The sequence below is a fragment of the Massilia sp. IC2-278 genome (genome assembly GCF_020708045.1).
In the GTDB taxonomy this organism is placed as follows: domain Bacteria; phylum Pseudomonadota; class Gammaproteobacteria; order Burkholderiales; family Burkholderiaceae_D; genus Telluria.
The window spans coordinates 132,358-151,984 of the sequence record NZ_JAJFES010000003.1 but is presented as its reverse complement, the minus strand read 5'-3'; the positions used below and the strand labels follow the sequence as shown (position 1 = coordinate 151,984).

21 protein-coding genes are annotated in these 19,627 nt (G+C 65.7%); 7 read left to right on the top strand and 14 right to left on the bottom strand.

Features of this window, described 5'->3' with window-relative positions; translation table 11 throughout:
- The first annotated feature begins 6 nt into the window (after nt 1–6).
- Together LK540_RS08395 and LK540_RS08390 are read left to right on the top strand one after the other, a co-directional pair.
- Complete coding sequence (locus LK540_RS08395) at nt 7–423, top strand: RidA family protein (protein WP_229437130.1); 417 nt, start codon at nt 7–9, stop codon at nt 421–423.
- A 57-nt stretch (nt 424–480) separates the two neighbouring features.
- Complete coding sequence (locus LK540_RS08390) at nt 481–831, top strand: hypothetical protein (RefSeq protein ID WP_229436730.1); 351 nt, start codon at nt 481–483, stop codon at nt 829–831.
- A 67-nt stretch (nt 832–898) separates the two neighbouring features.
- On the opposite strand, the gene LK540_RS08385 is transcribed toward LK540_RS08390, so the two are convergent.
- Together LK540_RS08385 and LK540_RS08380 are read right to left on the bottom strand one after the other, a co-directional pair.
- Nucleotides 899–3,133 carry a molybdopterin cofactor-binding domain-containing protein gene (locus LK540_RS08385; RefSeq protein ID WP_229436728.1) on the bottom strand — a complete coding sequence of 745 codons (2,235 nt, stop codon included), beginning with the start codon at nt 3,131–3,133 and terminating at the stop codon, nt 899–901.
- Complete coding sequence (locus LK540_RS08380) at nt 3,130–3,606, bottom strand: (2Fe-2S)-binding protein (RefSeq protein WP_229436727.1); 477 nt, start codon at nt 3,604–3,606, stop codon at nt 3,130–3,132. Before LK540_RS08380 ends, LK540_RS08385 begins: the two co-directional genes overlap by 4 nt.
- Nucleotides 3,607–3,885: 279 nt before the next feature.
- Here LK540_RS08380 and LK540_RS08375 point away from each other — a divergent pair, with 279 nt between their 5' ends.
- A complete protein-coding gene (locus tag LK540_RS08375; protein WP_229436725.1) occupies nt 3,886–4,524 on the top strand; it encodes a zinc ribbon domain-containing protein in 639 nt (212 codons plus the stop codon).
- A 31-nt stretch (nt 4,525–4,555) separates the two neighbouring features.
- A complete protein-coding gene (locus LK540_RS08370; protein ID WP_229436723.1) occupies nt 4,556–4,831 on the top strand; it encodes a hypothetical protein in 276 nt (91 codons plus the stop codon).
- Between the two features lie 72 nt (nt 4,832–4,903).
- Here the strand turns inward: LK540_RS08370 and LK540_RS08365 are convergent, their stop codons facing one another.
- From LK540_RS08365 to LK540_RS08330, 8 genes are all read right to left on the bottom strand, one after another.
- Nucleotides 4,904–6,244: an erythromycin esterase family protein gene (locus LK540_RS08365; RefSeq protein ID WP_229436722.1), complete on the bottom strand. Its 1,341-nt coding sequence runs from the start codon at nt 6,242–6,244 to the stop codon at nt 4,904–4,906.
- A gap of 13 nt (nt 6,245–6,257) precedes the next feature.
- Nucleotides 6,258–7,472: an SRPBCC family protein gene (locus LK540_RS08360; RefSeq protein WP_229436720.1), complete on the bottom strand. Its 1,215-nt coding sequence runs from the start codon at nt 7,470–7,472 to the stop codon at nt 6,258–6,260.
- A gap of 27 nt (nt 7,473–7,499) precedes the next feature.
- Nucleotides 7,500–8,183, bottom strand: coding sequence for a phosphoribosyltransferase (locus LK540_RS08355; protein ID WP_229436718.1), 684 nt, complete (start codon nt 8,181–8,183; stop codon nt 7,500–7,502).
- A gap of 86 nt (nt 8,184–8,269) precedes the next feature.
- Nucleotides 8,270–8,743: an Hsp20/alpha crystallin family protein gene (locus LK540_RS08350; RefSeq protein ID WP_229436717.1), complete on the bottom strand. Its 474-nt coding sequence runs from the start codon at nt 8,741–8,743 to the stop codon at nt 8,270–8,272.
- Between the two features lie 228 nt (nt 8,744–8,971).
- The gene (gene fghA / locus LK540_RS08345) at nt 8,972–9,811 is read right to left on the bottom strand and encodes an S-formylglutathione hydrolase (RefSeq protein ID WP_229436716.1); all 840 of its coding nucleotides are present in this window, start codon (nt 9,809–9,811) and stop codon (nt 8,972–8,974) included.
- A gap of 273 nt (nt 9,812–10,084) precedes the next feature.
- Nucleotides 10,085–10,672 carry a chromate transporter gene (locus LK540_RS08340; RefSeq protein WP_229436715.1) on the bottom strand — a complete coding sequence of 196 codons (588 nt, stop codon included), beginning with the start codon at nt 10,670–10,672 and terminating at the stop codon, nt 10,085–10,087.
- Nucleotides 10,669–11,244 (bottom strand): chromate transporter, encoded by a 576-nt coding sequence (locus tag LK540_RS08335; protein ID WP_229436714.1) that lies wholly within the window; start codon nt 11,242–11,244, stop codon nt 10,669–10,671. Before LK540_RS08335 ends, LK540_RS08340 begins: the two co-directional genes overlap by 4 nt.
- Nucleotides 11,245–11,326: 82 nt before the next feature.
- On the bottom strand, nt 11,327–11,503 hold the full coding sequence (locus LK540_RS08330; protein WP_229436713.1) for a hypothetical protein: 177 nt from the start codon (nt 11,501–11,503) through the stop codon (nt 11,327–11,329).
- A 244-nt stretch (nt 11,504–11,747) separates the two neighbouring features.
- Here LK540_RS08330 and LK540_RS08325 point away from each other — a divergent pair, with 244 nt between their 5' ends.
- Together LK540_RS08325 and LK540_RS08320 are read left to right on the top strand one after the other, a co-directional pair.
- Nucleotides 11,748–11,924, top strand: a complete 177-nt coding sequence (locus LK540_RS08325) for a hypothetical protein (protein WP_229436712.1) — start codon at nt 11,748–11,750, stop codon at nt 11,922–11,924.
- 441 nt (nt 11,925–12,365) lie between these two features.
- Nucleotides 12,366–14,456 (top strand): ATP-dependent helicase, encoded by a 2,091-nt coding sequence (locus tag LK540_RS08320; RefSeq protein WP_229436711.1) that lies wholly within the window; start codon nt 12,366–12,368, stop codon nt 14,454–14,456.
- Between the two features lie 60 nt (nt 14,457–14,516).
- Here the strand turns inward: LK540_RS08320 and LK540_RS08315 are convergent, their stop codons facing one another.
- The 3 genes from LK540_RS08315 to LK540_RS08305 form a co-directional block, all read right to left on the bottom strand.
- A complete protein-coding gene (locus tag LK540_RS08315) occupies nt 14,517–14,690 on the bottom strand; it encodes a hypothetical protein (protein ID WP_229436709.1) in 174 nt (57 codons plus the stop codon).
- Between the two features lie 102 nt (nt 14,691–14,792).
- Nucleotides 14,793–15,629, bottom strand: coding sequence for a Sir2 family NAD-dependent protein deacetylase (locus LK540_RS08310; protein ID WP_229436708.1), 837 nt, complete (start codon nt 15,627–15,629; stop codon nt 14,793–14,795).
- A complete protein-coding gene (locus tag LK540_RS08305; protein ID WP_229437129.1) occupies nt 15,622–16,230 on the bottom strand; it encodes a phosphohydrolase in 609 nt (202 codons plus the stop codon). The genes LK540_RS08310 and LK540_RS08305 overlap by 8 nt, the downstream gene beginning before the upstream one ends.
- Before the next feature lie 179 nt (nt 16,231–16,409).
- Between LK540_RS08305 and glpD the strand changes: the two genes are divergently transcribed.
- The gene (glpD, locus tag LK540_RS08300; protein ID WP_229436706.1) at nt 16,410–17,951 is read left to right on the top strand and encodes a glycerol-3-phosphate dehydrogenase; all 1,542 of its coding nucleotides are present in this window, start codon (nt 16,410–16,412) and stop codon (nt 17,949–17,951) included.
- 202 nt (nt 17,952–18,153) lie between these two features.
- Here the strand turns inward: glpD and LK540_RS08295 are convergent, their stop codons facing one another.
- A complete protein-coding gene (locus LK540_RS08295) occupies nt 18,154–19,479 on the bottom strand; it encodes an ISNCY family transposase (RefSeq protein ID WP_229436705.1) in 1,326 nt (441 codons plus the stop codon).
- Nucleotides 19,480–19,627: the final 148 nt, after the last annotated feature.

The window sequence follows — 19,627 nt, the reverse complement described above, 5'->3', positions numbered from 1 at the left end:
GAGCTGCTGCGGATACTGCAGCCGCCGGGCTGGCCGCGCCCGAAAGGCTACGCGAACGGCGTCGCCGCGCGCGGCGTGCAGGTGCACGTCAGCGGCATGGTCGGCTGGGACGCCGAAGGACGCTTCCAGACCGACGATTTCGTCGGCCAGGCGCGCCAGGCGCTGGCGAATATCCTGGCGGTGCTGGCCGAGGCCGGGGCCGGACCGCAGCACATCGTGCGCATGACCTGGTATGTGCTCGACAAGCGCGAATACCTGGACGCCGGCGCGGCGCTGGGCGCGGCCTACCGGGACCTCATCGGGCGCCACTATCCGGCGATGAGCGCGGTGCAGGTGGCGGGGTTGATGGAAGACCGGGCGCGGGTCGAGATCGAGGTGACCGCAGTGATCCCGCAGGTGATCCCGCAGTTGAGCCCCGACTGAGCGCCGCCGCCTGCCCGATTCTGGTACGGTTGTTTTAACCGTAACAATGGAGCAGCCATGAACCAGATCGTACGTGTAGTGGAAACCGTCGAAGAAGCCGAGCGCGCACGCCAGGCGCTGCTGGGCGAAGGATTCGATGCCAACGGCATCGAGATCAGCCATACCGGCGACGAAGCCGGTCCCTCGGAAGCGAATTTCACGGTGGGCGATTCGCCGGCCGTGAAGGGCGGCACCGATTACAAGGATGTGTACACGCCGGGGCTGGAGATCGGCAAGTGCATCATTACCGTCACCGCGCTCGATGCCGCACAGGCGGCACGCGCCGCCCAGATCATCGAGTACCACGGCGGCAAGGACAACGATCCTGCGCACGCCGCCGCCCAGCGCAGCGGATCGTCGTTGGCATAGGGCGGTTGGCGTCGCCCCATGTGTGTCCGGTCGGTTTCCGTATGGAAACCGCCGGAACTAACGCCGCTCAGCTCCAGCTCAAGTCCGTCTTGCTGAGCGGCAGCTCACGCACCCGCTTGCCGGTCGCCACGAAGATCGCATTGCACACGGCCGGCGCCAGCGGCGGCAGCACGGGTTCGCCCAGGCCCGTCACCGGGTAATCCGTCTTCAGGAAGTGGATGTCGATTTTCGTCGGCGTGTCCGGCATGCGCAGCAGGTTGTAGTCGTGGAAGTTGCTTTGCACGACACGGCCCTTCTCGATGTTCAGTTCCGGATACATCAGCGTCGACAAGCCGTCGATCACCGAGCCCTGCACCTGGTTCTCGGCGCCGCTCAGGTTGACGATCTGGGCGCCGATGTCGGTCACCACCACCACGCGGTCGACCTTCAGCTGGCCTTCTTTCGACACCGTGACCTCGGCCACCTCCGCCACGTAGCCGCGGTGGCTGAAGTGGAAGGCCACGCCCGCGCCTTGCCCCTTGGCGAATGTCTTCTTGCCCCAGCCCGACTTCTGCGCCACCTCCTTCAGCACATTACGCATGCGCGACACGCTGTAAGGCTGGCCCCGTTCGCCGGTGCCCGCGACGATGTCCTTGTCGCCCAGCAGTTCCAGGCGGAACTCCACGGGATCGCGCCCGGCCGCGTGGGCCAGTTCGTCGATGAAGCTGTGGAAGACCCAGGAAAACACGCTGCTGCCCGGCGCGCGCCACGGACCCATGGGAATTCGGCATTCGAGGGCGGTTTGTTCCAGCAGGCAGTTAGCCAGCCAGCGGCCCGGGAATTCGTCGCCGGACAGGCTGCCGCCGCTGCCCGGCTGCAGGATGCTTTTACCGTCGCGCTCGACGCGGTTGGCAAAGGTGACGAAGTGGTTGTGCCAGCCGACCAGCTTGCCGTTGGCGTCGACGCCGCCGCGCAGGTGGTGGAAGCCGCCCGGGCGGAAATGGTCGTGCTGCAAATCGTCTTCGCGGGTCCAGGTCAGCTTCACCGGGGCATTCACCTTCTGTGCGATGGCTGCCGCTTCGACGATGAAGTCCGAGCTCAGGCGCCGGCCGAAGCCGCCGCCGCTGCGGATGATGTGCAGGGTGATCTTTTCCTTCGGAATGCCGAAGGTGGTGGTTACCAGGGCCTGGCCGGAACCGGGGTTCTGGGTCGGCGCCCACAGTTCCAGCGTGCCCTCGGTCGGTTTGAACCAGGCGGTGCAGTTCTGCGGCTCCATGCTCGCGTGCGAGATGAAGGGATAGCGGTAGCTGGCCTCGACCGTTTTTGCGGCCCCGGCAAAGGCGGCGGCAACGTCGCCATCCTTGCGCAGGGTGGTCGTGCCCGGCTTGCCGGCGGCGGCCGCGGCCTGGGCGGCAAAGTCGGCCCAGCTGTGGCCGGCGCCTACTCCCTCGTCCCATTTGACTTCCAGCGCACGCCGCGCCTTGAAGGCGGCCCAGGTCGACGTGGCGACGATGGCCACGCCCGGACGCAGGCCGTTCAGGTTATCGCTGCCCGCGATGATGAAGGCATCCTTCACGCCCGGCATGGCCTTGATCGCATCCAGGTTGGCGCTCAGCGGCTTGCCGCCGAATACCGGGCACTTGGCGTACACCGCGTACAGCATGCCCGGCAGCTGGATGTCGATGCCGAACAGCGGCTTGCCGCTGACAATCGCCTCGTTGTCGACGCCGCCGATGCGCGTGCCCAGCAGCTTGTAGCCCGCCGGGTCCTTCAGCTGCACCTGCGCCGCGTCCGGCACCGGCAGGGTGGCGGCCAGCGGCACCAGGGCGCCGTAGCCGAGCTTGCGTTTGGTCGGGCCGTGGACGACGGCGCCATGCGCGGCGCTGCACTCGCCGACCGGGACCTTCCAGGTCTGGGCGGCAGCCTGCACCAGGACGGTGCGCGCCGCCGCGCCCAGGCGGTGGAAGTTCTCGTAGTTGGTCGGGGTCGAGGTCGAGCCGCCGGCGCCCTGGCTGCCATAGGCCGGATTCAGGTCGCCCTGGACGATGCGCACGTCCTTCCAGTCGATCTCCAGTTCCTCGGCAATGACCATCGGCAGCGAGGTCTTGATGCCCTGGCCGATTTCCGGCTGCTTCGACACCAGGGTGACGATGCCCTTGCGGTCGATGGAAATGAAGGCGTTCGGATCGAAGGTGGCGGCGCCCGGTGTGTTGCCCGGTGCGGCCAGCGCACCGGTCGGGCCGAAGCCGATGACCAGGGCGCCGGCGCCGATGGCGCTCGTGCCGAGGAAGCGGCGGCGCGAAAGTGAAAGCGGCGCGTTCATGCCTTGCCCTTTCCGTTGGCGATCTCGGCGGCGCGGTGGATGCCGGCGCGGATGCGGGTATAGGTGGCGCAGCGGCACAGGTTGCCGGCCATCGCTTCGTCGATCTGGGCGTCGCTCGGCTTCGGATGCTGTTTCAGCAGGGCGCAGGCGGTCATGATCTGGCCCGACTGGCAGTAGCCGCATTGCGGCACATCGAGTTCCTGCCAGGCTTGCTGCAGCGGGTGCTGGTGCTGCTTGTCCAGGCCCTCGATGGTGGTGATCTTTTGCGTGGTCAGGCTGGAGACCGGCATCAGGCAGGAACGGGTGGGCACGCCGTCGATGTGGACGGTGCAGGCGCCGCACATGCCGGCGCCGCAGCCATACTTGGCGCCGACAAGTCCGAGCGAATCGCGCAGGGCCCAGAGCAGCGGGGTATCGGGTTCGACATCGACTTGCTGGCGCTTGCCGTTGATATTCAGCGTAAATTTACTCATGAACCGTTCCTTGCCGGATGATAAACCCGAGCATGCTACCAAAAGCCGGCAGGAAAAAAATACATGGAACCCAGTTTATTGTTGGCAAATTGTTGCAAGGCTGTGTTTATCGAATGCGGCGGGGCATGGCGTTTTATCTGCTCGGCCTTGGGCAAAGCGCGCGACGTGGCAGACATGCGACGCTTGTGGTTTCTGCTCGGCGGGAAGCTGCTGTTTTTTTGCCAAGTGGATATAATCGGCTTCTCCCTGTACAGACAAGTGGCCACCGATATGTCGGAAATGCAGTTCTCAAACAATTACCGTGACCTGAGCGATTCGCAAGGCGTCGACGCCGGGTTCCAGTTCGAGTTTTATTGCGAGCGCTGCAGCGACCGCTGGCGCACGCACTTCAAGCCTTACCGCAGCGCCCAGGCCTCGGGCTGGCTGCAAAAAGGCGCGAGCATGTTCGGTGGCATGCTGGGCAATGCCAGCAGCGTGCTGTCCGGCATGGCGCAGGCCGGCTGGCACAGCGCACGCGACGAAGCGTTTACGGAAGCCATCGCAGCCGGCAAGGCCCACTTCAACCGCTGCGGCAATTGCCACGACTATGTGTGCGCCACCTGTTTCGACAGCCAGAACGGCCTCTGCTACAACTGCGCGCCGAACGTCAACGTGAAGATTTCGCAGGCACGCGCCCAGGGCGAAGTCAGCGCCGCATCCGAGATTGCCAACGACGAAGGCAAGGTGCGCGGCGCCCGGCGCGACGTCACGCAGGCCATGCAACTGGTTTGCCCACAATGCCGCGCCGAGACCCACGGCGCCAAGTTCTGCCCGGAATGCGGATTCAAGATGGCGCAACAGGTGTCCTGCATCAGTTGCCCGACGCTGCTGCAGCCGGGGACCAAGTTTTGCACGGAGTGTGGGACACGGCAGACCTGAAGCCAGGCCAAAGAAAAGAGGACACTCAGGCATGAAGAAAATTACCGATTACAACTTCAGCGATGCATGGGCTGTGCGGGAGGTCAATCTCAAGACGAATGAGGAATACCTGGTAGTAAACGATCTGGGTGACCTGAAGAAGGGCGACCTGGTTAAATTCGTCGGTTTCGATGACGTCGAGAATCACTACGGCGTCTTCGTATTCGTCGATGCGAATGGCACGATTCTGGAAGTATCTGGAGACTTTTCCAGCCCAACGCATTCCAGTATGACGAATCTGAAACTGGCATTATCAAAACCGGCCTGAGCAAGCCGCCCCTTGAACGGTAGTTCAAATCGGTATTTGATCGCTTGCACTCTATCGAGCGGGCCGGGCAGTCTAAATCCCTTCCGGGTAGGTCTCCGGCGGTTCCCCCGAATGCCAGCCACTCGTCGCATCGAGCGGCACCAGCGCTTCGGTGCGGTCGATGTGGATCACGGCATCGAACTGCTGGGCCATCTGGGCGTTGAAGTAATGGCTCTGGCGCTCGGTGCGCGGCAAGTACAGCACGCCGATCGCGCGTTCCAGGCGACGCTCCATCATGATGCGCCGCACCGGCGTGTCGTCGCGCAGATTCAGCCAGTAGCGCGGCAGGCCGACGTGGTGCAGCAATTCCTCGTAGCTGCCGTGCAGGGCAGGGCGCACGCGCTTGCGCTCGGCCGGGCCATCCCATGCCGATGCCGCCGTCACGTGGCCGTCGTAGGTGGAAAAACCGATCAGACAGGTCTGGCCCGGATAGGCCTTGCGCGCCAGTTCGCCGACATTCCATTCGCCCAGATTGCCGACATCGGTGGCGCGGGCGTCGCCGATGTGGGAGTTGTGTTCCCAGACCACGATCTTGGCCGGCTCGCCGTCGCGCGACAGGTGGCGCGTGAGCGCGTCCAGGGTTTCGGCCATGTGGCTGTCGCGCAAATTCCAGGACGACACGCGGCCACGGAACATGGTCCGGTAGTATTCCTCGGCATTTTTCACCAGGCGTGCGTTCTGCTGGGCGTAGAAAAAGGCGTCCTCGCTTGAGGCACCATCGGCCTGCATGTAGTCGAAGGCGCGTTGTAGGAGTTCCTGTAACTGAGTCAGCACGCCTTGCTGGCAGGATTCGGACAGGCCGACACCGGTGGCGTAGCCATAGTGCTGGCTGTCTTCGTCGTAATGGTCGAAGCAGGCGTAGCGGCGGCGCGCTTCCGCGGCCGCGGTCGGGTCTACCTTGTCGAGGTAGTCCAGCACTTCGCGCACCGAGGTGAACAGGCTGTATAAATCGAGCCCGTAGAAGCCGACCCTGGGCCCGGCGCGCAGGCCTTCGTTGTGCGTGCGCAGCCAGTCGACAAAGGCGGTCACATCGGTATTGCGCCACATCCAGGCGGGGAAGCGCTCGAAGCCGGACAGGGCTTCGTCCGCATTCTTGTCGCTTCCCTCGCCGCGCACATAACGGTTGACACGGTAGGCATCCGGCCAGTCGGCCTCGACCGCCACCGCCGTGAAGCCCTTCTCGCGGATCAGGCGCTGGGTGATGCGCGCCCGTTCCTCGTAGAACTCGTGGGTGCCGTGCGTCGCTTCGCCGATCAGCACGAAGCGGGCGTCGCCCACGAGATTGAGCAGGGCGTCGTAGTCGCCGGGCCCACCCGTGAGCGGGTGGGCGGCGTCGGCCAGGGCGGCCGCGCCGATGTCGGTTGCCGTTACCATGCGCTCCCTCGCCTCAATGCAGGAAGCGGCTGCCGGATTTTGCACGCCCGTTATCGCGCGACGGGGCGTTGGCCTGCGCGTCGCGCGGAATCACGCCGCGCTCGACGAAGTGCTTCATGCGCGCCAGGTCGTCGTCCATTTGCCGTTTCGGGTCGGAGCCGAGCAGCACCGCCAGGCCATGGCCGACGATGCCGGCCGGCGGCGTGTACGACAGGCGCACCGTGACCAGGGTGCCGCCGCGATGCGGCTCGAAGGTAATTGACCCTTCGTTGGCGATCTGCGCGCCCGGTTCGCTGCGCCAGGCCAGGCGCTTGCCCTTCGACTGCTCGGTCAGCACCGCATCCCACTCGAACTGGCTGCCGGCCGGACCCTGCACCACCCAGTGCGAGCGGCGGCGGCCGGTGTCGCGCACCTCGACCACGTGCGACATGAAGCGCGGGAAGTTTTCGTAGTTGCTCCAGAGTTCGTACACGTCTTCCGGCGAGGCGTCGATGCGGATGGTTTTTTCCAGGTCGACGCTCTGGCCGCGGCCGCGGCGGCTGCCCATCAGGTTCGAGAGCAGACCGTTGCCGGTTTCATGGCCGCCACCTGGATTGCCAACGCTGCGCGCCGCCAGCGCCAGGCCGGCCAGGCCCAGCACGCCGACCAGCGGCGAGCGGCGCATCAGGCCGAAGATACCGAGCAGGCCGCCGCTGACGACGGCCGGGTTGCGCAGCAGCGAGGCGAGGTCGTCGCGGTCGTTCAGGTGCAGGGCGCCCATCACGCTGCTGCCGGCCTGGCTCGCCAGGCGGCCCAGGCGCGAGGTGGCCGCATCGAGGTCGGAAGCGCTGGAGCTGGCCATGCGCGAGACGCTGTCGACCGTGTTGTCCCAGGCGCGGTGGGCGGCGCCGTCGGGCTTGGCCGCCTCGAGTGCGCGGCTGGCGCGCGAGCCGGCGGCGTCGGCCAGGTCGCTGGCGCCGCTGCCGGCCTTGTCGTACAGGTCGCTGGCGCTGTCGGCGGCGCTGTGGGCGAGCGAGCCGATGCGTTCGCTGACGCCGTGCCAGGCATTGCCGAGCGCGCTGCCGGTACGCGAGCCGGCGTTGCGCAGGGCCGCGGTGGAGGTCGAGCGGCGGGCGCTGCCGCGGTCGGGGTCGAGCATGTACATCAGGAGGGCGCCGGCGGCGGCGCCGCCCAGCAGCTTGGCAAGGTCGCCTGCTTCGTATCCGGTCTCGGTGCGGGTATGTTTCATGTCTTGTCCTTTTGGTTGGGTTGCTTGTCAAAGGGGCGAGGCCTGTTTGCTCCAGGCCATCGCCAGCAAATCCTGCACTTCCGCGTCGCTCGTCTGATCGAACGCGTCGTACCACTGGCTCACCGCGCGAAAGCGCAGCGGCGACACCAGGCAGACCAGCTCGTCCACTTCGGGCTCGAGCCGGCCCAGCGTATCGGGCGGCGCCACCGGCACCGCCACGATCACGCGCGCGGCATGGCGCCCGCGCGCAATTTTGACTGCCGCTTCCATCGTCGAGCCGGTTGCGATGCCGTCGTCGACGATGATCACCGGGCGCTGCACCAGCGCCGGCTCGGGCCGCCCGCCGCGGTACAGGCGCGTGCGGCGTTCGATTTCCGCCAGTTCGCGCGCGCTGATCGCGTCGACCTGTTCCTGGGTCACGCCCATCAGGCCGGGCACGCCCGGCTGCAGCACCTGCACACCGCCGCTGCCGACCGCGCCGATGGCGAACTCGGGCTGGTAGGGCAGGCCGAGCTTGCGCACCAGCAGCAAATCGAGCTCCAGGCCGAGCGCCGCCGCCACCGCGTAGCCCACCGGCACGCCGCCGCGCGGCAGGGCCAGCACGATGGCGCCGGTCTCGGCCGTGCCGGGGCGACGGGCGTAGGCTTTCAGCTGCTTCGCCAGCAGCCTGCCGGCCTGCGCCCGGTTCCTGAAGCGATGTGCGTCTGTCATGTGCGTGCGCTTGCGCGTGTGGCGCCGGGCCCGCCCGCAAAGCCGAAGTTATGGCGCGGGCGAAGCGCGGACGAAGGCGCGGACGATTAGCCGATGGTCAGGCGCCGCGCCTCGCTGCCCTGCTTCTTGGGCAGCGTCAGGTGCAGGACGCCGTTCTCGAGTTTCGCCTGCGCCGCCGCGTCGTCGACCTCGGTCGGCAAGCTGAAGCTGCGCATGAACTTGCGTGCTGAACGTTCAGAATACACCACGTTTTCGCCCTCGCGCCGCTCGTTTGCCTGACGGCATTCTCCTTCGATGGTGACGCGCTGGCGGTCGATGGCGACCTTCAAATCTTCTCTGTTTACGCCAGGCATGTCGGCCTGGATTTCATAGGCTTGCTCGGTCTCGGTCATGTCGAGCCGGGGTACGGCGGCATCGGCTTCGCGCCAGCGGCTCGCCGACGACCCGAAGGGGGCGAAGAAGTCTTCGAACATGCTTTCGACGAGCCGGCCGAAGCCTTCTTCGACCGAATTGGGACGATAAGCCGGCAGTGGCGTACTGCCTCTCCTGACGAGATTCATGGTAGGCCTCCCTTGTGCATGGTTGAGATGGCGGCAGGACCGCCGCACCTGATTTATAGGGCAGCGGCGCGGCGATTTCAAGGCGTGCGGGACGGGTTGGCGGCGGCGTGCGCGCGGGCTTTGCGCGCCGCCAGCGAACCTGGAGCGGAAGGGAACCCGGGCGCGTTCCGGATGGTCTGACGGCGTCGGGCCGGAACGCGCCGGGCGTTGCGTACTTCGTGTTCGGCCTCAGCCGAGCTGGCGGCCGTGGAAGCGCAGGTGGTCTTCGACGAAGGTCGAGATGAAGTAATAGCCGTGGTCGTAGCCGGCATGGCGGCGCAGTTCCAGCGGCTGGCCGGCGGCGCGGCAGGCGGCCTCGAAGGCGTCCGGGTTCAGCTGGTCGGGCAGGAACTTGTCGGCCAGGCCCTGGTCGACCAGGATGCCTTGCGGGAAGCGCACCGGGCCGCCGGCCACCAGTTCGGTGGCGTCGTAGGCTTTCCAGGCCTCGCGGTCCGCACCCAGGTAGCCGCCGAAGGCCTTTTCGCCCCAGGGGCAGCGGGTCGGCGCGGCGATCGGGGCAAAGGCCGAGACCGAGCGGAACAGGTCCGGGTTGCGCAGGGCCAGCATCAGGGCGCCGTGGCCGCCCATCGAGTGGCCGAAGATGCCGCAGCGGGCCGGGTCGGCGCCGAATTCCGCCATCACCAGTTCGCGCAGTTCCAGGACGTAGCTGTACATGCGGTAGTGGCGCGACCAAGGCTCGGCGGTGGCGTCGACATAGAAGCCGGCGCCGACGCCGAAGTCCCAGCTGTCTGCTTCGCCCGGCACGCCGGCGCCGCGCGGGCTGGTGTCGGGGGCGACCAGGATGATGCCGAGTTCGGCGGCCACGCGCTGGGCGCCGGCCTTGGTCATGAAGGTTTCTTCGGTGCAGGTGAGGCCGGCGAGGTAGAACAATACGGGCAATTGTTTGCCTTCGTGGCCGGGCGGCAGGTAGACCGAGAATTTCATCGGCAGGCCGATGGCCTTGGCGTCGTGCTGGTAGAAACGCTGGACGCCGCCGAAGCAGGCGTGTTCGTTCAGGAGTTGGGGCATGGTGGTATCCGTCGTGTGGTCGATGGTGCAAGTATGCCAGTTTGGCATGGGGCGGTGGTAGCGGGCGTTATGTGTCCGTTTGCGGGCGGGACGTCGGTTGGTGTTCGACCGGGATGCGTTGTACCGCGTGGACACAGGTGTCCACCCTACGAATCCAGAACGCGCGCGCGACCGTTTAGCTCATCGACGCTGGTTTCGTAGGTTTTTGTAGGGTGGGCACTTGTGCCCACGCGGTACAACGCATGATGGTCGAGAGAGAAAGCCGTCAGCCGCTTACACTACCCCCAACGCCCCCAGCAAGGCCCCCGCGCCCAGCACCCACAGCAAATGCAGCCTGGTCCGCCAGATCACCACGCAGCTTGCCAGCGCCAGGGCCCACAGTGGCCAGTCCGCCACGCCGCGCCCGGCCGAACTGGCCAGTATCCACGCCGTCGACAGCAGCATCGCGATCACCACCGGCGCCATGCCCTGCTTGAAGGCGCGCACGGCGCGCAGGTCGCGGTTGCGGTGGCCCCACTGCGCGACCTGGTAAGTGAAGACGGTCGAGGGCAGCATGATGCCGACCATGGTCACCGCCACGCCGAGGAAAGCGGCCGTGGTGCTGCCGGCGTTCATGCCGACCTGCCAGCCCATCAATGCCACGAACAGCACGTTCGGCCCTGGCGATGCTTGGGCAAGGGCGATGGCATCGTTGAACTGGGCCTGGGTCAGCCAGCCGTGCTGCTCGACCAGGAAGCGGTGCATCTCGGACGTGGTGGAAATCGCGCCGCCGAGCGACATCAGCGACAGCATCAGGTAGTGCGCGAACAGGTTCAGCCAGTCGTGCCAGCCCAGGCTCAGGTGGATGGCGCCGGCGCTCATGCGCGCATCTCGCGCCAGGTAAGCGCCCAGCCCAGGCCGCCCAGGCCAAGCAGGACCCAGACCAGCGGCACCTTCAGCAGCGCCACCAGCACGAAGCCGAGCGCGGCAATGCCGATGCACCAGGCGGCCGGCAAGGGGCTGCGCGCCAGCGCGTTCGAGAGCTTCAGGCCGGCGGCGGCGATCAGGCCGGCCGACACCGCCGCCATGCCGCGCAGCGCGCCTTCCACCTGCGGGTTGCCGGCAAAGTGCGCATGCAGGTTGGCGAGCAGCAGCACTAGCGCCAGCGGCACGGCAATCAGGCCGGCCAGGGCCGTCATGGCGCCGCGCAGGCCGAAGTAGCGCGCGCCGATCATCATCGACAAATTGACGACGTTCGGGCCGGGCATGATCTGCGCCACGGCCCAGTCCTCGATGAATTCGTCCTGGGTCAGCCAGCCGCGCCGCTCGACGATCTCGCGCTGGACCACGGCCAGCACGCCGCCGAAGCCCTGCAGGGCCAGCAGGGTGAAGGCGACGAACAGGTGGCGCAAGGATGCGGGGCGCGGGCGGTCGGCGGATGGCGCAGGAGTCATCCTGCGATGTTACCCGCAACTAAGACGCCACTTGCTATTTTTGTTACGAAACGGCGCCAGGCGAGCGCCGGCGGCACAGGCCTCAGCCGCCGCCGATCCCGCGCATTACCTTGCCACTGCCGCCGCACTCGGGGCAGGGCTTGCCGTCGCCCAGCTTGCCGCTGCCGGAGCAGGCGTCGCAAATGTCTTCGCCGGCGCCGGGCGTGCCGGGAGCGGCTTCGTCGCCGGGGTTCAGGTCCGGTTGCGGTGTCGTGTTCATCGCTGCCTCGCTGGTAGTGGAATGGGGATCAACGCAGCCATTCTAGGCGCCTTGTACGGACAGCGGCGCTACGCTGCCGTCGGGCATGCCTACACAACTTTATTCACTCCAATACGAGAATGACATTGACTTTGGCCATTGGTGAACAATACTCGTTACGCAAGCAAGGTACCAAGCAATGTCCGATGATCAGCCACGACAGCCCGGGGGAACGATGAAGCAGGCTCCAGCAATGCTACGCAGCATGGTCGCAGAAGAACGTACCGATATGCACCAGCGCACGATCGTGGACGACGGCATCGCCGTGCAGTGCAGCGCCAACACCATGTCTGCCCTCGAGTACCTGCGCTCGCGCGATATCGCCCGCACGGTGATCGAACGCGTGCTGCTCGAACCCGCCCGGCGCCGTTCTCGCCAGTAAAGTTGCTCTACAGTTCGGATTTTGATTACCAACAAAGCAATTTTGTGGATTTCGGGTAAGCCCGGTTATACACAAAAATTTCTTTTTCGTAATTCGGACGGGTTTTCTTCCCAAGGTGCGCAAATGCGTGCAAGTCATTGATTTTACGTGGCTTCGGCTTTGCCTCCGGTTTGGGCATTTTGTTGAAAGCCGCATTCCGACACGCTTTCGCAATGTCAAGCCCCGCGTTTTCCACAAAGTTATTCACAAAGTTTGTGGATATCCGGAAAACCTGTTTGTTTCCACAGACTTAGCACACACTCTTCGCAAGCCGTTTGAAGTGGCTCTAAAGCGAACGCAGCCTTTTTACGACAACTTCGTCGGCTGCGTAGCGAAAATGCACTTGCGCACGCTTACTGGACAGATATACAGTTGCGCTGGTTCATCATTGCCATCTCTTCCATGACTGCCGCCGCCACCGATCCGTCCCTCGATGCCACCGTCGACGACCCCTTTGCCAGCCTGAACCCCGATCAGCGCGCCGCGGTCGAGCACGACATCGGCGTGGCAGCCGTGCGCCCCTTGCTGGTGGTGGCCGGCGCCGGGTCCGGCAAGACGAACACGCTGGCGCACCGCGTCGCGCGCCTGATCCTGAGCGGCGCCGACCCGCAGCGCATCCTGCTGCTGACCTTCTCGCGGCGCGCCGCCAACGAGATGAGCCAGCGCGCCGGCAATGTTCTGCAGCGAATCATCGGCGGCAGCAAAGGGACCGTCACGCTGCCCTGGGCCGGCACCTTTCACGGCATCGGCGCGCGCCTGCTGCGCGAGTTCGCCAGGCGCATCGGCCTGGACGAATCCTTCACCATCCACGACCGCGGCGATTCCGAAGACCTGATGGGCATGGTGCGCCACGAGATCGGACTGACCGGCACCCAGAAGCGCTTTCCGCTGAAGGGCACCTGCCTGGCGATCTATTCGCGGGTGGTGAATTCGCGCGAGCCACTCGACCTGGTCCTGCAAAGCATGTTCCCCTGGTGCGCGGAATGGGAAGGCGACCTGAAGCGCCTGTTCGGCGCCTACGTCGACGCCAAGCAGGAGCAGAACGTGCTCGACTACGACGATCTGCTGCTGTTCTGGGCGGAGATGGCGTCCGACCCGGAACTGGGGCCGGAACTCGGCTCCCTGTTCGACCACATCCTGGTCGACGAATACCAGGACACGAACCGCCTGCAATCAAGCGTCATCACCGGCATGAAGCCGGACGGGCAGGGCGTGATGGTGGTGGGCGACGATGCCCAGTCGATCTATTCCTTCCGCGGCGCCACGGTGCGCAACATCCTCGACTTCCCGACGCAGTTTTCGCAGCCCGCCGCCATGATCACGCTCGAGCGCAACTACCGCTCCACGCAGCCGATCCTGGACGCCTCGAACGCCGTGATTGCCGCCGCGCTCGAGCGCCACGCCAAGACCCTGTGGACCGACAAGGCCGCGACCGCCTTGCCGCAATTGATCCTGATCCCCGACGAAGCCGAGCAGGCGCGCTGGGTCTGCAACCGCATCCTCGAGCACCGCGAAGCCGGCGTCAAGCTTACCCAGCAAGCCGTGCTGTTCCGCGCCGCCAGCCACAGCGCGGCGCTGGAACTCGAACTCATGCGCCGGAATATCCCCTTCGTGAAATTCGGCGGCCTGAAGTTCCTGGAAGCGGCGCACATCAAGGACGTACTGGCCGTGCTGCGCTTTGCCCAGAACCCGAATGGACGCCTGGCCGGCTTCCGTGTGGCGCAACTGATCCCCGGCATAGGCCAGGCCACCGCCACGCGCCTGCTCGACGCGGTGGCCGAAGCGCCGGAAGCGTTGGCTGCGGTGGAAGCCTTCGAGGTGCCGGCCAGGGCGCAGGGCGACTGGAACGCCTTTGTCGAACTCTACCGCCGCCTGCGCACGCCCGGCCTGCGCTGGCCGGCCGACATCGAGCTGGCCAAGGACTGGTACCAGCCGCACCTCGAGCGCCTGCACGACGATGCGCCGGTGCGCGCCGCCGACCTCGACCAGCTGGCGCAACTGGCGGGCGGCTATGGCAACCGCGAAAGTTTCCTGGCTGAGATCACGCTCGACCCGCCGGAAGCGACCAGCGACCGCGCCGGCCCGCCGCTGCTGGACGAGGATTACGTGATCCTGTCGACCATCCATTCGGCCAAGGGCCAGGAGTGGAAGTCGGTGCACGTGCTGAACGTGGTCGATGGCTGCATTCCTTCGGACATGAGCACCGGCAGCGCCGACGAGATCGAGGAAGAGCGGCGCCTGCTGTACGTGGCGATGACGCGCGCCAAGGAGCACCTGCACCTGGTGGTGCCGAACCGCTTCTACGTGAAGCAGCAGGCGCAGATGGGCGACCGCCACATGTACGCGGCGCGCACCCGTTTCGTGACGCCGGCCATGCTCAAGCATTTCGAGGAATGCGTGTGGATGACGGCCGACCTCGCCCAGTCGCGCAAACCAATGCCGAACAGCGTGCGCATGCTGGTGCGCGACCGTGCACGTAATGCCTGGAAATAAAGAGAAGAGGGCCTTGCCGATATGGCAAAAATGAGGATCAGGGGAAGCTGATTTGATGACTTATCCCCTGCGCAGCTGCCCTGTAGGAATTTTCTGATAAGGCTGCGCAACGCCGAAAGCGGGTTCGTGCAGGTCCTTGATTTCAAAGGGACTTATTTTTGCCTCCGGAACGGGCATTTTGTTGAAACCCGCATCAATACTGCGCTTGCGGCTTGTCAAGGGATGCTTTTCCACACACTTATCCACATTTCTTGTGGATATCAATGTAATCCTAATAAAATCAATGATTTAGAGGTGAGGCGTTGATGTACAGCAAAAGATCAACGGCTAGGCCGTTCAAGCCTGATGAGGGCGTCCTCCCACCAGTGCCTGCCTGATCCGATCCAGCGCATCGTGCGCGCCCAGCGCCAGGCCGACGCCGCTGGCGCCATCGAGCTGGGGCGCGCGCGGATTGATGCGCACCAGCGGCGCGCGTTGCCGCTCGCTCATGCGGCGCACCGAAGGAATGTCGACGCCGGCGCCGAGCTCGACCACCACCAGGCGCCGCACGCCGGCGCGCCAGGCCTGCAGGCGCGCAAACTGCGCCTCGGTGCGGGTGTCGATCCAGGCGCTGTCGTTGAACATCAGGATGTTCGGCCGCGCCAGGGCGCCGCAACGTGGGCAGCGCGGTGGGGCATTGCGCAGGCGGCAGGCGGCCGCGTCGACCTCGGGCAGGAAGGCGGCGGCGGGCCAGATCGCATCGCCGCAGGGCTGGCTGCATTGCAGGTGGTGGATCGAACCGTGGCACTCGACGACCTGCTCCTCGCCGAAGCCGGCGCGCCCGAACTGGCCGTCGACGTTGCTGGTGAAGATAAACGCGCCTTGCGGCATGGCGCGCGCCAGGTCGAGCAGGATGTCGAAGCCGGCGTGCGGGACGGTGTCGCGGTACAGGGCCAGGCGGTGGCCATAGAAACCCCAGGCCAGTGCCGGGTCGGCGCGGAAGCTGGCGGGATTGGCAATCTCGTGGAAGGGCGTGCGCGCCGCGCCGAGGGCTGGGTAGGCTTTCCAGAAACCGGCGTCGCCGCGGAAGTCGGGCAGGCCGGAGTCGACGCCCATGCCGGCGCCGGCGCAAATGAGCAGGGCGTCGGCGCCGGCAATCAGGGCGGCGGCGCGGGCGATGTCCTGCTCAGGCATGTTCGCCCTCGCTCACCAGCCGGGTAAGCCGGTCGAGTTCGGCCAGGAAGCGTTCGCAGGCCAGGGCCGGCGGCCAGGGTTCCCAGGGCTGGCCGCCATAGACCGCGGCCAGCGGATCGTCCTGCAGCACGGCGGCGCGGATCTTCAGGGTGCGCCGCACCTCCTCGCGCGACCAGCCGGCCACGTGCACCGCCTCGCTGGCGGCGGCCAGGCGGTCGGCGCGCTTGTGGCGGGCATGCTCGCTGGCGCTCCAGGAGGGCAGGCGATAGCGCAGGAAAACCGCGTGTTCCAGGCGCTTGGTAAGGGCACGGAAACCTTCGCCCAGGAAAGGCTTGATGACCGACAGCGCATCGAAGCCGAGCAGGCCTTCCTCGGCGTCGTGCAGCAGTTCGCGCAGTTCCAGCAGCGGGTCGACCCGTCCCCCGAGCGCGGCGCGCTGCAGCAGCATGACGGTGATCGAATGCTGGGCCACGGACAGCGGCAGCGGCCAGGCCGAGTGCCCGCCCCAGCGGTAGGTGCGGGCCAGGCCCAGGGCCAGGTCGGCGTCGTCCCAGTCGAAGGGCGTGGGATTCAATAAATCCAGGCGTTTGCCTGAAGGCATGCGCACCCAGGCGCGTTGTTGCTCCATCAGCACCGGGGCTCCCACATCGGTTGTTGCGTGCATCTCGTCATCATGCTGCAATTCTACACATCGGCGCGTGCAACGCCCCGCTTGATCTGTGCGAACATGGGGCAGGGCGGCAGACCTACACTGGACCGGTTGCGTTTTCGGAGCACCGAATGAACCACATCGATTGCGACCTGCTGATCGTCGGCGGCGGCATCAATGGCGCGGCCATCGCGCGCGACGCCGCCGGGCGCGGCCTGCGCGTGCTGCTGTGCGAAAAAGACGACCTGGCCCAGCATACCTCGTCGGCATCGAGCAAGCTGATCCACGGCGGCCTGCGCTACCTCGAGCATTACGAATTCGGCCTGGTGCGCAAGGCCCTGGCCGAGCGCGAAGTGCTGCTGCGCAGTGCGCCGCATATCATGCGGCCGCTGCGCTTCGTGATGCCGCACGACCAGGAGGGCGGCCAGCGCCCGGCCTGGCTGATCCGCGCCGGGCTGTTCCTGTACGACCGCCTGGCGCGGCGCGAAATCCTGCCGGGCTCGCAGGCCGTCGACCTGCGCGCGCATCCGGCCGGCGCCGCGCTGCAGCCGCGCTATGGCCGCGGCTTCGTGTATTCCGACGGCTGGGTCGACGATGCGCGCCTGGTGGTGCTGAACGCGGTCGACGCCCGCGAGCGCGGCGCCACCATCCTCACGCGCACGCGCTGCCTGGCGCCGCAGCGCCATGCCGCGCACTGGAGCACCACCCTGGTGCAGGATGACGCCAGGCTGCAGGTGCGGGCGCGCTGCCTGGTGAACGCGGCCGGGCCCTGGGCGGCGCGCTTCCTCGACGGCTTGCCCGACCTGCCCGCGCGCGGCGCGCTGCGCCTGATCAAGGGCAGCCACATCCTGGTGCCGCGCCTGTTCGAGCACGAGCAGGCGTATATCTTCCAGCATCCCGACGGGCGGATCGTGTTCGCGCTGCCCTACGAGGGAGCGTTCACGCTGATCGGGACCACCGACGTCGATTACACGGGAGACCTGGACCGGGTGGCGATCGGCCCCGAGGAAATCGCCTACCTGTGCGGGCTGGCGAACCGGTATTTCGTGCGCGCCGTGACGCCGGGCGACGTGGTGTGGAGTTACGCGGGGGTGAGGCCGCTGGTGCAGGATGGCACTGGAGACGCTGCTGCAGTAACGCGTGACTTCCGGCTCGACACCGATACCGACGGGGCGCCGCTGCTGTCTGTGTTCGGCGGCAAGATCACGACCAGCCGCAAGCTGGCGCAGGAGGCGGTGGACTGGATCGGGCCGGCGCTCGGCAAGCGTGTGCCGGCCTGGACGGCGGGGGCCTGCCTGCCCGGCGGGGACCTGTACGGGCGCGGGCCGGACAAGCGCGGCGTGCTCGAGTTCGGGACCTGGGAGGCGACCCAGGCGGTGAAGTATCCGTGGGTGCCGCCGGCGCTGCTGCGGCGCTGGGTGCGGGCGTACGGGACGCGGATCGACCTGCTGCTGGCGCGCAGGAATGCGTTGGCGGATCTGGGGGACGAGGTAGTGCCGGGGTTGTTTGCGGCGGAGGTGGCCTACCTGGTGGAGAACGAGTGGGCGCGGTCGGCGGCGGATATCCTGTGGCGGCGCAGTAAGCTGGGCTTGCATGTGGCGCCGGAGAGTGCGGGGGAGCTGGATGCGTGGATGGAGGCGCGCAGGGTGGGAGCCCGGGTGGAGGTTGATTGAAAGCGGTATGCGGGCGGTAATGGGGCTGTTGCCTGTGACGTTATCGGTGTGTTGAATCCGCGTGGGCACGGAGTGCCCACCGTACGGGATACGCCGCGTACCTGGGTTTCGCGTGAACTCGCTGATAGTGGTGACCGTACGGTGTGTAAAGGCAAAGTTGAAATGTCCGCTTTCAGCAAAGTTGAAATGTCCGTTTTGGACGTCAAACTCGGCTCTGAGCAGACATCTTCCTCGCTGCCGTTACGCCCCTTGCGGTGATGTCCTGCGGTAGGTTTTTCCGCTCGTTTCGGTTGCGCCTCGTCTTATCGACGGCATGATGCAAAGTCTTGCTATCGACCATGATGGGCTTGGCTGGTTTCGGTAGCTCCCGGCAGGTATGGGGCACGACTTGGCCCTTAGCACGCAGCTCTGTTTTACCTTGGAGGTCCGTATGGATATCGATACGCTGGCCGATAAGCGCCCGTGCTTTGGGTTTGTCTTCGAGCAGGTAAAGCTGACCGCCATACTGCAGTGTGAGGTTTGGGCTGAGCTTCCGGGTTTCATGGAAAGCCAGGATAAGTGCCAGGTCGTCGTTTCGGTGTAACGGCTCATGGACATCCAGCGGACTGCGTGCAATGCGGGCAAAACCGTCGTTGAAGCGGTTGATGAAGGTGCCGCACCAGGCGTTGGCGCTCGCCATATCGCTGATGCCTTCCAGTCTCATTTCCTTGACCAGACGATCCTGCAAAGTGCGGTTGAGCCTTTCCACACGTCCTTTCGCTTGCGGCGAATTGGCGCAGATAAGCTCGATGTTGAGTTCGTCGAGGGCACGCTGGAATTGGGTGCGTGTACGCCCTGTCGCCATCGGTGAACGAAACACGGCTGCGCGGTCAGCGTAAAACGCCTGCGGTTTGCCGTGGCGCTCGATATAGCGCCGGGTAGCTTCGAAGTAGCTGGCGGTCGTTTCTGTTTCTGCAAAGTGCAGTTGCAGGATTTTTCCAGTCGCGTCATCAACAAACACCAGTAAGGTGCATGCTTGGCCACGTCCTTCAAACCAGCGGTGGCGGCTGCCGTCGATCTGGACCAGCTCACCGACACATGGCCGCCGCTCCCTCGGTTGATGGAGCTTGGCGCTCCGGGCTGCTTTCGGTATCCACAGCCCGGCCTCGATCATCAGATGCCGTAGCGTCTCCTTGGACAGATCAAGCTGATGGCGAACCCGTAACTGCTCGCATGCCAGCGTCGGGCCAAAATCGGCGTATCGCTCGTGAACTAGCTGCAGAGCTTTCTTGGCCAGATCCGGCTCGAGCCGATTATTGCTTGGTTTGCCCCAGCGCCTGGATGTCAATCCGCCGACGCCATTTTCGCTGAACCGCGCCAATAGACGCCTCACATGCCGCGTCGTGATACTCAACTGCTCCGCCGCGACAGCGACCGTGATGTCGCCCTTGGAACAGGCCGAGATGACCTCGGCGCGCTCTTTTCCCTGCATCGTAACGCCCCCGACTTTGCCCATGCCCGACCCCAATCTATTTGGAATCGCCAGCATGAACCATCTAGCAAAGTGGACATTTCAACTTTGCTAGAAGCGGACATTACAACTTTGCTCTAACACGGTGGGCACTCTGTGCCCACGCGGATCATGCGTACCAATCATGCCTCACGCAACAGCGCCACGAACGTCACAAGCGACGCCG

Excerpts from the sequence above, each read along its gene's own strand:
- LK540_RS08340 (WP_229436715.1), bottom strand. The coding sequence starts at position 10,672 with ATGAGCGCCGGCGCCATCCACCTGAGCCTGGGCTGGCACGACTGGCTG.
- LK540_RS08355 (WP_229436718.1), bottom strand. The coding sequence starts at position 8,183 with ATGACAGACGCACATCGCTTCAGGAACCGGGCGCAGGCCGGCAGGCTG.
- LK540_RS08385 (WP_229436728.1), bottom strand. The coding sequence starts at position 3,133 with ATGAACGCGCCGCTTTCACTTTCGCGCCGCCGCTTCCTCGGCACGAGC.
- LK540_RS08310 (WP_229436708.1), bottom strand. The coding sequence starts at position 15,629 with ATGCCTGAGCAGGACATCGCCCGCGCCGCCGCCCTGATTGCCGGCGCC.
- glpD (WP_229436706.1), top strand. The coding sequence starts at position 16,410 with ATGAACCACATCGATTGCGACCTGCTGATCGTCGGCGGCGGCATCAAT.
- LK540_RS08320 (WP_229436711.1), top strand. The coding sequence starts at position 12,366 with ATGACTGCCGCCGCCACCGATCCGTCCCTCGATGCCACCGTCGACGAC.
- LK540_RS08295 (WP_229436705.1), bottom strand. The coding sequence starts at position 19,479 with ATGCTGGCGATTCCAAATAGATTGGGGTCGGGCATGGGCAAAGTCGGG.
- LK540_RS08370 (WP_229436723.1), top strand. The coding sequence starts at position 4,556 with ATGAAGAAAATTACCGATTACAACTTCAGCGATGCATGGGCTGTGCGG.
- LK540_RS08305 (WP_229437129.1), bottom strand. The coding sequence starts at position 16,230 with ATGCCTTCAGGCAAACGCCTGGATTTATTGAATCCCACGCCCTTCGAC.
- LK540_RS08330 (WP_229436713.1), bottom strand. The coding sequence starts at position 11,503 with ATGAACACGACACCGCAACCGGACCTGAACCCCGGCGACGAAGCCGCT.
- LK540_RS08360 (WP_229436720.1), bottom strand. The coding sequence starts at position 7,472 with ATGAAACATACCCGCACCGAGACCGGATACGAAGCAGGCGACCTTGCC.
- LK540_RS08350 (WP_229436717.1), bottom strand. The coding sequence starts at position 8,743 with ATGAATCTCGTCAGGAGAGGCAGTACGCCACTGCCGGCTTATCGTCCC.
- LK540_RS08325 (WP_229436712.1), top strand. The coding sequence starts at position 11,748 with ATGGTCGCAGAAGAACGTACCGATATGCACCAGCGCACGATCGTGGAC.
- LK540_RS08390 (WP_229436730.1), top strand. The coding sequence starts at position 481 with ATGAACCAGATCGTACGTGTAGTGGAAACCGTCGAAGAAGCCGAGCGC.
- LK540_RS08365 (WP_229436722.1), bottom strand. The coding sequence starts at position 6,244 with ATGGTAACGGCAACCGACATCGGCGCGGCCGCCCTGGCCGACGCCGCC.
- LK540_RS08380 (WP_229436727.1), bottom strand. The coding sequence starts at position 3,606 with ATGAGTAAATTTACGCTGAATATCAACGGCAAGCGCCAGCAAGTCGAT.
- LK540_RS08335 (WP_229436714.1), bottom strand. The coding sequence starts at position 11,244 with ATGACTCCTGCGCCATCCGCCGACCGCCCGCGCCCCGCATCCTTGCGC.
- fghA (WP_229436716.1), bottom strand. The coding sequence starts at position 9,811 with ATGCCCCAACTCCTGAACGAACACGCCTGCTTCGGCGGCGTCCAGCGT.
- LK540_RS08375 (WP_229436725.1), top strand. The coding sequence starts at position 3,886 with ATGCAGTTCTCAAACAATTACCGTGACCTGAGCGATTCGCAAGGCGTC.